The 12,741-nt window shown below is 62.0% G+C and carries 10 protein-coding genes and 1 pseudogene; 8 read left to right on the plus strand and 3 right to left on the minus strand.

The window, feature by feature from the left end; all coding sequences use genetic code 11:
- Nucleotides 1–241: 241 nt before the first annotated feature.
- Entirely contained in the window at nucleotides 242–2,206 is a 1,965-nt protein-coding gene (gene acs, locus E4Q23_RS00925) for an acetate--CoA ligase (RefSeq protein WP_169064901.1), read from the minus strand.
- Nucleotides 2,207–2,476: 270 nt separating this feature from the next.
- Between acs and E4Q23_RS00930 the strand changes: the two are divergent.
- The 8 genes and pseudogenes from E4Q23_RS00930 (at nucleotide 2,477) to E4Q23_RS00965 (ending at nucleotide 10,640) form a co-directional block, all read left to right on the plus strand.
- Nucleotides 2,477–3,035, plus strand: a pseudogene (locus E4Q23_RS00930) (TIGR00645 family protein).
- A 55-nt stretch (nucleotides 3,036–3,090) separates the two neighbouring features.
- Nucleotides 3,091–4,611: a fumarate hydratase gene (locus tag E4Q23_RS00935; RefSeq protein WP_169064902.1), complete on the plus strand. Its 1,521-nt coding sequence runs from the start codon at nucleotides 3,091–3,093 to the stop codon at nucleotides 4,609–4,611.
- Nucleotides 4,612–4,892: 281 nt separating this feature from the next.
- Complete coding sequence (locus tag E4Q23_RS00940) at nucleotides 4,893–5,549, plus strand: glutamate racemase (RefSeq protein WP_423753288.1); 657 nt, start codon at nucleotides 4,893–4,895, stop codon at nucleotides 5,547–5,549.
- Between the two features lie 106 nt (nucleotides 5,550–5,655).
- Nucleotides 5,656–6,927, plus strand: a complete 1,272-nt coding sequence (locus E4Q23_RS00945; RefSeq protein WP_169064903.1) for a TIGR03862 family flavoprotein — start codon at nucleotides 5,656–5,658, stop codon at nucleotides 6,925–6,927.
- Nucleotides 6,928–7,041: 114 nt separating this feature from the next.
- Nucleotides 7,042–7,869, plus strand: coding sequence for a DUF2189 domain-containing protein (locus E4Q23_RS00950; RefSeq protein ID WP_169064904.1), 828 nt, complete (start codon nucleotides 7,042–7,044; stop codon nucleotides 7,867–7,869).
- Between the two features lie 8 nt (nucleotides 7,870–7,877).
- Complete coding sequence (locus E4Q23_RS00955; protein ID WP_169064917.1) at nucleotides 7,878–8,090, plus strand: DUF2788 domain-containing protein; 213 nt, start codon at nucleotides 7,878–7,880, stop codon at nucleotides 8,088–8,090.
- A gap of 128 nt (nucleotides 8,091–8,218) precedes the next feature.
- Nucleotides 8,219–9,880 (plus strand): peptide chain release factor 3, encoded by a 1,662-nt coding sequence (locus tag E4Q23_RS00960; protein ID WP_211203574.1) that lies wholly within the window; start codon nucleotides 8,219–8,221, stop codon nucleotides 9,878–9,880.
- Nucleotides 9,881–9,941: 61 nt separating this feature from the next.
- Nucleotides 9,942–10,640, plus strand: a complete 699-nt coding sequence (locus E4Q23_RS00965; protein WP_169064905.1) for a YceH family protein — start codon at nucleotides 9,942–9,944, stop codon at nucleotides 10,638–10,640.
- A 144-nt stretch (nucleotides 10,641–10,784) separates the two neighbouring features.
- Here the strand turns inward: E4Q23_RS00965 and E4Q23_RS00970 are convergent, their stop codons facing one another.
- Both E4Q23_RS00970 and E4Q23_RS24720 read right to left on the minus strand, forming a co-directional pair.
- Nucleotides 10,785–11,942 carry a response regulator gene (locus tag E4Q23_RS00970; protein ID WP_169064906.1) on the minus strand — a complete coding sequence of 386 codons (1,158 nt, stop codon included), beginning with the start codon at nucleotides 11,940–11,942 and terminating at the stop codon, nucleotides 10,785–10,787.
- An 18-nt stretch (nucleotides 11,943–11,960) separates the two neighbouring features.
- Nucleotides 11,961–12,725 carry an ATP-binding protein gene (locus tag E4Q23_RS24720; protein ID WP_336511579.1) on the minus strand — a complete coding sequence of 255 codons (765 nt, stop codon included), beginning with the start codon at nucleotides 12,723–12,725 and terminating at the stop codon, nucleotides 11,961–11,963.
- Between the last annotated feature and the right edge of the window lie 16 nt (nucleotides 12,726–12,741).

Raw genomic sequence — 12,741 nt, forward strand, 5'->3', positions numbered from 1 at the left:
AGGGAGGTTCGTGAGTCGCTTGCGCGANNTTGACATTAACGGTCATGACATGTCGAGATACCCCGAATCATGAAAGTCATGACCGTTTCCCTCTTCCCCCTGCCCCTTCTCCCGCAAGGGAGAAGGGAGTTTCGTGAGTCGCTTGCGCGACTTTCACATTAAGCAAAGTCACCCACGGCGACATCGGGCCGATCATTCGGCCCGATGTCGTCGCCGAACACAGGCGCAGGTTGTCGCTGGTTCAGCCCCTCAACTGGTCAAGAATTGCCGGATTCTCGAGCGTTGAAATATCCTGGGCGACGGTCTCCCCTTTCGCCAGCGAGCGCAACAAGCGGCGCATGATCTTTCCGGAACGGGTTTTTGGCAGGTTCTCGCCAAAGCGCAGATCCTTGGGTTTGGCGATCGGTCCGATCTCGCGACCGACGTGATCCTGCAACTCCTTGATCATCTTCTTGGCCGCTTCGCCGGTTGGCCGCGCGCCTTTCAGGACCACAAAGGCGCAAATCGCTTCACCGGTGAGATCGTCCGGCCGGCCCACCACGGCCGCTTCGGCGACCATCGGGTGCGAAACCAGTGCCGATTCGATTTCCATGGTTCCCATACGGTGACCGGAGACATTCAGCACGTCATCGATACGACCGGTAATCGTGAAGTAGCCGGTATTGATGTCGCGAATCGAACCGTCCCCGGCGAGGTATAGCTTGCCGTTGAAATCGTCCGGATAGTACGACTTCTTGAAGCGCTCGGGGTCGCCCCAGATGTTGCGAATCATTGCCGGCCAGGGGCGCTTGACGACCAGCAGGCCGCCCTTGCCCCAGTCGAGTTCGGTACCTGTTTCATCGACAACAGCGGCCATGATTCCCGGGAAGGGCAAGGTACAAGAACCGGGCACCATCGGCGTCACGCCTGGCAGCGGGGTAATCATGTGACCACCGGTTTCAGTCTGCCAGAAGGTATCGACAATCGGGCAACGACCGCCGCCAACGGCGTCGTAGTACCACTGCCAGGCCGCTGGGTTGATCGGTTCGCCGACCGTACCGAGCAGGCGCAGCGACGACAGGTCGTACTGTGTCGGGGCCACCGCCGGATTGACATCGGCGGCCTTGACCAGCGAGCGGATCGCCGTCGGCGCGGTGTAGAAGATGCTGACCTTGTGGTCCTGGATCATTTTCCAGAAACGGCCGGCGTCGGGATAGGTCGGAATCCCTTCGAAAACCACTTCGGTCGCACCGCAGGCCAGCGGTCCGTAAGTGATATAGCTATGACCGGTTACCCAACCGATGTCGGCGGTACACCAGAAGAGGTCGTCGGGCTTGATGTCGAAAGTCCACTTCATGGTCACGATGGCGTGCAGCAGATAGCCGCCGGTCGAGTGCTGAACGCCCTTCGGCTTGCCGGTCGATCCCGAGGTGTACAGCAGGAACAGCGGGTGCTCGGCGTCTACCCATTCCGGTTCGCAGACATCGGACTGACCCGCGGTAACATCGTGCCACCAGATGTCACGGCCAGCGACCATATTGCAGGTGCCACCGGTACGCTGGAAGACGATGACGTTCTTGATCGACTCGCAGCCACCAAGCGCAATGCCCTCGTCTACCGCCGGCTTGAGCGGTATCTTCTTGCCGCCGCGACACTGCTCGTCGGCGGTAATCACCGCCACTGCGCCCGCGTCATTGATGCGGTCACGTACCGACTGCGCAGAGAAGCCACCGAAGACCACCGAGTGGATGGCGCCGATGCGGGCGCAAGCCTGCATGGCGACAATACCTTCGATACCCATCGACATGTAGATGACGACGCGGTCACCTTTCTTGATGCCGCGCGCGCGCAAGCCATTGGCAAACTGGCTGACCTGCACCAGCAGTTGCTGGTAGGTAAGCCGTTTGACTTCTCCGTCGTCAGCTTCGAAGAGGATCGCCACCTTGTCGCCGAGACCGGCCTCGATGTTGCGATCCAGGCAGTTGTACGAAGCGTTCAGCGTGCCATCGGCAAACCACTTGAAGAAGGGCGCGTTGGACTCGTCCAACACCTGCGTAAACGGCGTCTTCCAGGCGAGGTGTTCGCGGGCCAGGCGCGCCCAGAAACCGGGGTAATCCTTTTCCGCCTCGGCGCAGAGGGCCTTGTAAGCGTCCATGCCAGAAATCGTCGCCTGTTTTACAAAGTCGGCGGAGGGGTCAATAAACGTAACGGCTGCGCTCTGTGACATGTGCCATCTCCTGTGCAATTATGGGTAGAAGTTTGAAGAAGTCGATGCAGCGCGGGGCGAACAGAACCTGGTGAGAACCGGGCGGCGCGCCGAGCGCATCGCGAAAGGCCGAGCCTCACCCGGCGGTAGCACCTGCTGGCAGGCCAACTGCCCCAGATTAAACGCCGCGATTCTTACACACCACTTACGCCACAGCCCCGCCGCACGCCGGAAATCAGCGTTTCTTTGGTGCTAAAATCCGAGTTCCCAAACTTCCCGCGCCCTGAAGAAATGCCCTCTCTGAAACCCACGGTAGACAAACTCGAGATGTTCATCTTCTGGAGCCGCTGGCTGCAGGCGCCGCTCTATCTCGGCCTGATCATCGCTCAGGGAGTCTATGTCTACCTGTTCATGGTCGAACTGTCGCATCTGATTGGCAACCTTTTTTTTCAGCGCCAAGCAGATCAACGAAACCGAGGTGATGCTCGTCGTTCTCGGCCTGATCGACGTGGTGATGATCGCCAACCTGCTGATCATGGTGATCATCGGCGGCTACGAAACCTTCGTCTCCCGGCTGCATCTCGAAGGCCACCCCGACCAGCCGGAATGGCTGTCGCATGTCAATGCCGGCGTACTCAAGATCAAGCTATCGACGGCGATCATCGGCATTTCCTCGATCCATTTGTTGAAGACCTTCATCAACGCGGAAAACATGAGCGAACACACGATCAAGTGGCAGGTCATCATCCACGCCGTTTTCCTGGGCTCCGCCCTGGCCATGGTCTGGGTCGATCGAATAATGACCCAGACCCTGGCGATGAACAGAGCGCAACACGCTGCCCGGCACTGACCAACACCCGCGGGTAGGGTAATCAATCCCCGCCACTCACGAGAGAGACCCTGAAATGACACCCATCAAGCAGGAAGACTTCATCCAGAGCATCGCCGACGCATTCCAGTACATCAGCTACTATCACCCACTGGACTACATCAAGGCGCTCGGCGCTGCCTACGAGCGCGAGCAGAGCCCGGCCGCCAAAGACGCCATCGCCCAAATTCTGACCAACAGCCGCATGTGCGCCGAAGGGCATCGGCCGATCTGCCAGGATACCGGCATCGCGGTGATCTTCCTCAAGGTCGGCATGGATCTGAAATGGGACACCAAGCTATCGGTCCAGGAAATGTGCAATGAGGGCGTTCGCCGGGCTTACAACAATCCCGACAACACTTTGCGTGCCTCGGTGCTGCTCGATCCGGCCGGTGCGCGCAAAAACTCACGCGACAACACGCCGGCCGTGGTGCATTACGAAATCGTCCCCGGCGACCACCTGGAAGTGATTTGTGCGGCCAAGGGCGGTGGTTCCGAAAACAAATCCAAGTTCTACGCGCTCAACCCGTCCGACTCGATCGTCGATTGGGTCCTGAAGACAGTCCCGACCATGGGTGCCGGCTGGTGCCCGCCCGGAATCCTCGGTATCGGCATCGGCGGCACGCCCGAGAAAGCCATGCTGCTGGCCAAGGAGTCACTGATGGCGCCGGTCGACATCCATGAGCTGATCGCCCGCGGCGCCAGCAATCGCGTCGAGGAACTGCGGCTCGAACTGTACGAAAAGGTCAACGCACTGGGAATCGGCGCGCAAGGCCTCGGCGGCCTGACTACTGTTCTCGACGTCAAGATCCTCGACTACCCGACGCATGCCGCCAGCCTGCCAGTAGCGATGATCCCCAACTGTGCGGCGACCCGGCACGCGCACTTTCACCTCGATGGTTCCGGACCGGCAGTGCTGACCCCGCCGGACCTCGACCAGTGGCCGAAAGTCAACTGGACGCCGAATACGGAAACCTCGACACGAGTCAATCTCGACACGCTGACGCCAGCCGAAGTCGCGGCCTGGAAGCCGGGCCAGACACTGTTGCTCAACGGCAAGATGCTGACCGGTCGCGACGCGGCGCACAAACGCATCCAGGACATGCTCGCCAAGGGCGAAGCTCTGCCGGTCGACTTCACCAACCGCGTGATCTACTACGTCGGCCCGGTCGACCCCGTTGGCGATGAAGTGGTCGGCCCGGCGGGTCCGACGACCGCGACGCGGATGGACAAGTTCACCGAGATGATGCTCGCCGAAACCGGGTTGATCTCGATGGTTGGCAAGGCCGAACGTGGCCCGACCGCCATCGAGGCGATCAGGAAGCATAAATCGGCGTATCTGATGGCCGTCGGCGGCGCCGCCTATCTGGTTGCCAAAGGAATCAAGGCGGCCAGAGTGGCCGGTTTTGCCGATCTTGGCATGGAGGCCATTTACGAATTCGAAGTCAAGGACATGCCAGTAACCGTGGCCGTCGATTCGAGCGGCACTTCGGTGCACAACACGGGACCGCGCGAATGGCAGGGCAAGATCGGCAAGATCCCGGTCACTGTCGTCTGAGCCTCCTGATCAACTCCGCTGCAAGCCGGCCGAGTGCCGGCTTGCGCTTTTTTCGTGCATCGCATCGCGACGGCCCCATCAAGGAGGACGCATGGCCCTCGAAGATCACGGCAGCGCGCCGCGGCAACTGACCATCACGACCAATCCATGATCGGCGTTTTCGACAGCGGTCTCGGCGGTCTCTCGGTCCTCGCCGCCATCGCCCGAGCGCTCCCGGAAGCGACCTGCTGTACTTCGCCGACACCGCAAACGTTCCCTACGGCGACAAGAGCGATGCCTTCATCCGTGCGCGGGTTTTGGCCATTGGCAGGCACCTGGTCGCGCAAGGCTGCAGCCTGATTGTCGTCGCCTGCAACACCGCCACGGCGGCGGCCGTGGCCGCGTTCCGCGAATTGCTTCCCGGGCTGCCGGTGGTCGGCGTCGAACCCGGCGTCAAACCGGCGGCGATGGCGTCGCGCAGCGGCCGTATCGCAGTACTGGCAACGCTGTCGACCACCCGCAGCAAGCGCCTGGCCGAGCTAATCCGGCAGCATGCAAGCGCCGTACAGGTCGACGTCGTCGCCTGTGACGGCTGGGCAAGCCGCGTTGAAACCCTGCACCTCGACGACCCCGATTTCGCCGCAGAAGCACGCCAGCATCTGGCACCGCTGCTCGCCGCCGGCGCCGACCAGATCGTTCTTGGCTGTACGCACTATACCTTCCTGCGCCCGGTTCTCGAACCGCTGGTCGCCAATCGAGCGACGCTGGTCGACGTCGCCGATGCCGTCGCCCGCCAGTGCGTGCGCCTCGCCGGAGCAGGCACAAGCAGCGGCGGCCGCTTGGCGCTATTCGCCACCGCCCACCCTGAACGTCTGCAGGCAGCCCTGCCGGTACTCGGCTTGGGCCGCTTGTGCGATCGCCAGACTCAGGCCGCGCGCCTGGCAGTCACCTTAATGTGAAAGTCGCGCAAGCGACTCACGAAACTCCCTTCTCCCTTGCGGGAGAAGGGGCAGGGGAAGAGGGAAACGGTCATGACTTTCATGATTTGGGGTGTCTCCACGTGTCATGACCGTTAAATTGACCACCGCTCGTGCCTCGTCAGCGGCGCCGCTGGTGGCCGTCATCGGTGCTGGCCCGGCCGGCTTGATGGCTGCCGAAATGCTCGCCAACGGCGGCGTCAGTGTCGATGTTTACGACGCCATGCCTTCAGTCGGCCGCAAGTTGCTGATGGCCGGCAGGGGCGGACTGAACATCACCCACGCCGAGCCTGCCGAAGAGTTTCGCAAGCGTTACGGCGCACGGCAAAAGGAGATCTCGCCCCTGCTCGACGCCTTCGCTCCGACAACGCTTCGCGAGTGGGTACACGGCCTCGGCATAGCGACTTTTATCGGCAGCTCAGGGCGCATTTTCCCGACCGACATGAAAGCCGCGCCACTTCTGCGCGCCTGGCTGCAGCGCCTGCGCAGCACGGGCGTACGCTTCCACATGCGCCATCGCTGGAGTGGCTGGATGCCGGCTGGCGAGGGCCGCATCGGGCTATCTTTCGCCACCCCACAGGGCGAACAACAGCAGCAAGTGCAGGCCGTCGTGCTGGCCCTCGGTGGCGGCAGTTGGGCCAGGCTCGGTTCGGACGGCAAGTGGTTCGCGCTCCTCGAACAAGCGGGCATCGCGCTGGCCCCGCTACGGCCAGCCAACTGCGGCTTCGACGCGGCCTGGAGCGAACACCTTCGTGAGCGCTTCGCAGGCCAGCCGATCAAGGCCGTCAGCGCCTCCCTGGTCGACGCCGACGGCGTCATGCATCGCCGCCGCGGCGAGTTCATGCTCACCACGAACGGCGTCGAAGGCGATCTGATCTACGCCCTGTCAGCCGCCCTGCGCGACACCATAGACGCCAAGGGGTCGGCAACGCTGCACCTCGACCTGCTACCCGAGCACACAGCCGCACGCGTGCTCGCCGAAGTGGCGCGAGCACGTGGCGCGCGCTCACTCTCCAGCCATTTGCAAAGCCGCCTGCGGCTCAAGGGTGCCAAGGTCGCGCTGCTGCACGAATGCCTGGCCAGCGCTGAGCTTGTCGATCCAGCATGCCTGGCGGCAGCGATCAAGGCTCTGCCGCTACGCCTGCTCGCCACGCGCCCGCTCGACGAAGCAATCAGCAGCGCCGGCGGCGTCTGCTTCACCGCCCTCAACGAACAGCTGATGCTGAAGGACCTTCCCGGCGTTTTCTGCGCCGGCGAAATGCTCGACTGGGAAGCACCGACCGGCGGTTATCTGCTCACCGCCTGCCTCGCCAGCGGCCACGCGGCAGGCCGCGGTGTGCGAGACTGGCTAAAAGGTTGAACGGGAAACTGACAAGCTGCGCGCGAAAAGCGTGGGTTCGGCAATGCGCACGGGCTCGCCAAGAACGCCGCAGTGCACTAAACTCTTTCCCGCAATGACCAACTCGCGACACTCATGACCCCTCCCCCGGCCGAGATCTCCCCGCTGCAGCCCCAGGTGCTCGTCGTCCCCCTGAGCGCGCCTCTGCAATGGCTGCGTCTGGGCTGGCGCGACCTGCGCCGTTGTGGCCCCCTGAGTCTGGCGCATGGGGTCTTGCTGGCCGCTTTCGGCCTCGCGCTGATGGCCAACGCCTACCAGCATTTCTGGCTGCTGGCCGGCGCCTTCTCGGGCTTTCTGGTCGTGGCCCCGGTGCTGGCGACCAGTCTGTACGCCATGAGTCGCGCCGTCGAACATAGCAGTAGCATCGGCTGGCCACTGCTACGGGACACCTGGCTGAGCTGGCAGCAATCCCGCTTCATGGAGTCGGGCGGTTATTGGTGCCTGGTACGCTTCGGTCTTCTGCTGGCACTCGCCGGCACGGGATGGGTAGTCACCTCGGCGGCGCTGATTACCCTGCTCGCCCCCGTGCCCATCAAGGCGCCAGCGGACTTCCTGCGCTACGTCGTACTGAGTCGAGACAATCTCCTGTTCGAAACCTGGCTGGCCATGGGAGGCGTACTGGCAGCGCCGATCTTCGCCTCCAGCGTCGTCGCCATGCCCTTGCTGCTCGACCGGCGCAGCAACCTGCTGATGGCGGTCCTGACCAGCTGGCGCGTCGTTCTCGCCAACCCGGGCCCGATGGCCGTTTGGGCGGCACTGATCATGTTTCTGGTACTGATCAGTTTTGCGACAGCCATGCTCGGTCTGATCCTGCTCATTCCCGTGTTGGGCCACGCCAGCTGGCACGCTTACCGCGCGCTGGTTGATGCCAGCGCCTTGCCTGAGCGTCCGCGAGCCCAGTGAACGAGTCGATACTTGGATTCTCCGAGGAACAGATTGCTGCCTTTGGTCTTTCCGTAGGCCTTGGCTCATTCATACTCTACATGCTGTTCATCGTCGGACAACTGGCGTGGGAATCCAAGGCCGGCAAGCTCGGAACTTTCGTGATCTTCCTGGGCCTGACCTTCGGCATGCTCGGCTTCGCCGCCAAATACGTGATTCAGTGGGCGCTCGACATCAAGTGACGGGCCGCAGGCAGCGCGGTTCCAGCGTGCGCCGAGTCTTGCTATAGTTCGGCCTGCGCACCGCCAGCGGGTCATTCTTCATCTTCCCGGCCGGCGGCTTTTGTTTTCCTGCCGCCGAAAGCTTCCTGATGAGCACCACCGCCAACACCACAGCCACCAACGACTCCCCGCAAGACAGCCGCAGCGAAAGCGCCTTTCCGCCTGACATCCAGCGCGATGTCGCCAAGCGGAGGACCTTTGCGATCATTTCCCACCCGGATGCCGGCAAGACGACACTGACCGAAAAGCTGCTGCTTTTCGGCGGCGCGATCCAGCTCGCGGGAACGGTAAAGGGGCGCAAGAGCGCTCGCCACGCCACGTCGGACTGGATGGAAGTCGAGAAACAACGCGGCATTTCGGTGACCAGCTCGGTGATGCAGTTCGACTACCAGGGACACACCGTCAATCTGCTCGACACCCCCGGGCACGAAGACTTTTCCGAAGACACCTACCGCGTGCTGACGGCCGTCGATGCGGCGGTAATGGTCATCGACGCGGCCAAGGGCGTCGAAGCGCAGACGATCAAGCTGCTCAATGTCTGCCGCATGCGCGATACGCCGATCATCACTTTCGTCAACAAGCTCGACCGCGAGGTCCGCGAACCTTTCGAGCTGCTCGAGGAAATAGAATCGGTGCTCGGCATCGAATGCGCGCCGATCACCTGGCCGATCGGCATGGGCAAGACTTTTCGTGGCGTCTATCACCTCCTCAACGACCGCCTGCTGCATTTCGCCGCCGGACAGGAAAGGCGCAGCGAGTCAGAACGCCTCGACGGTCTGGCCAACCCCCTGCTCGACGCGCAGTTCCCCACCGAGGTCGCCAAACTGCGCGAGGACGTCGAGCTGATCCAGGGGGCCAGCGGGCCTTTCGAGCTGGCCGGTTTTCTCGCCGGTCGCCAGTCGCCGGTCTTCTTCGGCTCGGCCATCAACAACTTTGGCGTCCAGGAGATTCTCGAAGCGCTGCTCAACTGGGCACCGCCACCACAGGAACGCAACGGTGGCGAGCGCATAGTGCGACCGGCGGAAGCTGCATTCAGCGGCTTCGTCTTCAAGATTCAGGCCAATATGGACCCCAAGCACCGCGACCGGATTGCTTTTTTCCGTGTCTGCTCGGGCCGCTACACGCCGGGAATGAAAGTCAAACACGTGCGCCTCGATCGGGAAATGAAACTGGCCAACGTGCTGACCTTCATGGCCAATGAGCGCCTGTTAATGGAGGACGCCGTTGCTGGCGACATCATCGGCATCCATAACCACGGCAACCTGCACATCGGCGATTGCCTCAGTGAAGGCGAGGTGCTGGCTTTCAAGGGCATCCCCTATTTCTCGCCGGAGCTCTTTCGCGTAGCACGGCTGCGCGACCCGCTGAAAAGCAAGCAGTTGCAGAAAGGACTGCAGGAGCTCGGCGAAGAGGGCGCGATCCAGGTCTTCGAGAACCTCGGCAGCGGCGCGCTGCTACTCGGCGCCGTCGGCACGCTGCAGTTCGAAGTGGTTGCCCAGCGCCTGCAAAGCGAGTACAAGGTCGATGCCATCTTTGAATCGGCCGACATCTACACCGCCCGCTGGCTGACCTTCCCCGATGCCAACACGCGGCGCAACTTTGAGCGCGAGCAACTACACCGCATGGCCAAGGATGTCGACGGCAATCCCGTTTACCTGGCCAGCACGCGCTACAACCTCGAGGTGACCAGCGAGAAGTGGCCGAGTGTCGGCTTCCACAGCTCACGCGAGCACGGGCAGTTGCTCACTTGAGCACGAAGTTAACCGCCCGAATACAGCCTAGCCTGCCGATCGATCGAGAATGGAGCCAAGCATGACCCTAGCGTCCGCCCCCCCGCAAGAGCTGAGCTTTCTCGAATCGCGCATCCTCGGAGTGTTGATCGAAAAGGAAAAGACAACACCAGACGCCTATCCGCTGACGCTGAACAGCTTGAGTGCCGGCTGCAACCAGAAAACCGCGCGCGAGCCGGTGATCCACGCCAGCGATAGCGAACTGCAAACAACGCTCGAAGAACTGCGCAGCCGTCTGTTGGTACTTGAAACTTACGGCGCCTCGGGCCGCGTACTCCGTTATGCACAGAATTTTGCCAAGGTGTACGGCGTGCCGGCAGCCGGTGTCGCTTTGCTGGCGATGCTCATGTTGCGCGGCGCGCAAACAGTCAGTGAGTTGCGTGCCAACTGCGAACGCTTGTATCGCTTCGACGATGCCTCGTCGGTTGAAGCGTATCTCGAGGAATTGACGGCGCGCAGCGGCGGCGCAATGGTCATTAAACTCCCCAAACAGCCGGGTTCACGGGAGCATCGCTGGGTGCACCTGCTCTGCGGAGCGCCGGCGCCTGTCCAGCCGGGTGAAGGGCAGGCCACGGCTAGCAACAGCACGAACGCGGAACTTGCAGAGCGAGTGGCGCGCCTGGAAAGCGAGGTCCTTGAACTGCGGGCGGCCGTCCAGGCGCTCGCTGGCGAGAAACCAGCGCCGCTCGCTGATTCGGAAGTGATAGCGGCCGAGCGTTAGGTTAATGTGAAAGTCGCGCAAGCGGCTCACGAAACTCCCTTCTCCTTGCGGGAGAAGGGCCGGGAGAAGAGGGGGCGGTCATGACTTTCATGATCCGGGGTATCTCGCCATGTCATGACCGTTAGACGAGCACTGCACGCTTGCTCACGCCTGGTCGGCGACCGCCTGCGCCAGAAACTCGATTTTTTTCTGGAAGTCGCCGTCAGAGTCCGGATAGAGCTGCGCAATTTCGCGAAACTCGTCCTGAATCTCGATAAAGGCGTCGACCATGTCCGGGTCGAAATGACTACCCCGCCCCTCGACGATGATTTGCGCTGCCTTCTCATGCGATAGGCGCGCCTTATAAACGCGCCGACTGATCAGCGCGTCATAAACGTCGGCGACCGCCATTAGCCGAGCCGAGACCGGAATGCTGTCACCCACCAGCGCTTCCGGATAGCCACTGCCGTCCCATTTTTCCTGATGGTAGAGGGCGATTTCCTTGGCGATGGTCAGGAACTCGACCCGTGCGCCCAGCGAGTCTTCGGCGAACTGAATGGCATCCCTGCCAAGCAGGGTGTGATTCTTCATGATTTCAAGCTCATGCGGCTCGTAACGACCAGGTTTCAAGAGGATGCGGTCGGGGATACCGACTTTGCCAATATCATGCAAAGGCGCGGATTTGAACAGCGTCTTGATATTCTGCTCGGAGAGAAAGCTCGAGAAACGCGGATGCATCCGCAATTTTTCTGCCAGTGCCTTGACGTAACGCTGTGTACGCAGGATGTGCTTGCCGGTTTCGGCATCGCGGGTTTCCGCCAGCGACGCCAGCGCTAGAATGGTCACATCTTGAACCGCCTCGAGTTCGCGCGTCCGCCGCGCCACCTCGGCGGTCAAGAAGTCATTCCGGTCACGAAGAAAGTCGGAACTGGCCTTCAGTGTCAGCTGAGTCGCCACGCGGGCGAGCAGAATCGGAGGGCTGATCGGCTTGGTGATGTAGTCCGCGGCGCCGAGTGACAGCCCCCTCTGTTCGTCCTCGGCTGCCGATCGGGCGGTCAGGAAGATAACCGGAATGTGGCAGGTCCTGGGGTCGGCCTTCAGGCGTCGGCAGACCTCGTATCCGTCGATATCCGGCATCATCACATCCAGCAGGATCAGATCAGGAGGCGTCACCGATGTCGCGATCCGGAGTCCCTTGTCACCGTGGTTGGCAACTTTCACCCGGTAGGTCTTCTTGAGCAACGCCGACATCAACGCCAGATTGTCTGGCGTGTCGTCGACCACCAGGATGGTGGCTTTGTCGTTGAAGGGCAGTGCGTCCATATCGATCACCCGTCTTGGTCAAACTGCAATCCCGGCAGCAGCGGCCGCGGTGCGCAGCGCTGCCAGCCCCGCTTCATAGTCGTAGGCGCGCACCGCCAGCTCAATCGCCCGATAGCTGCCGCCAAAGGCCACGCGCAGCCTTGCCGCCTCGGCGGCGAGGAAATCGGCTGCTTCCGAGTCGCTGTCGAGCAGCAAAGCCGAGAGCTTGCCACAGACCTGCTGCAAGCGCACCTGGTCAACACTGGCCGCCTCGAACAAGGGCGAGGCAAGCAGGTGCTGGGACGCCTCGGCCTCGCCACTCAACAGGCGCAGCTCCGCTCCCGGCGCAGCTACGGCAGCTTGCGGCGCGTAAGCGGAAGGGCGCAGCCGCGCGGTGAACCAGAAGGTCGAGCCCTTGCCGTACTCGCTACTGACGCCAACTTCGCCCCCCATTAGTTCGGCAAGCTTCTTGGAAATCGCCAGACCGAGACCGGTACCGCCAAAACGACGGGTGGTCGAGGTATCGGCCTGCGAAAAACTTTCGAATAGCCGCGACATCTGCTCGGCGGTCAAGCCGATGCCGGTGTCTCTGACGGCAAAATGGAGAAGCAGGCTTTGCGCATCGCTGTCACGGACGCCAACCCGGATCTCCACCTCGCCCTGCTCCGTGAACTTGACCGCGTTGTTGGTGTAGTTGATGAGAATCTGCCCCAGACGCAAGGAGTCACCGACGAGACGCGGCGGCAGCGAAGGATCCAGGGAAACAAGTACTTCCAGTCCTTTGCCCTCGATCTTGGCCCGCATCAGGTCGAGTGCCTGC

It is taken from the genome of Candidatus Accumulibacter phosphatis (assembly GCF_012939955.1).
Lineage (GTDB): Bacteria > Pseudomonadota > Gammaproteobacteria > Burkholderiales > Rhodocyclaceae > Accumulibacter > Accumulibacter delftensis.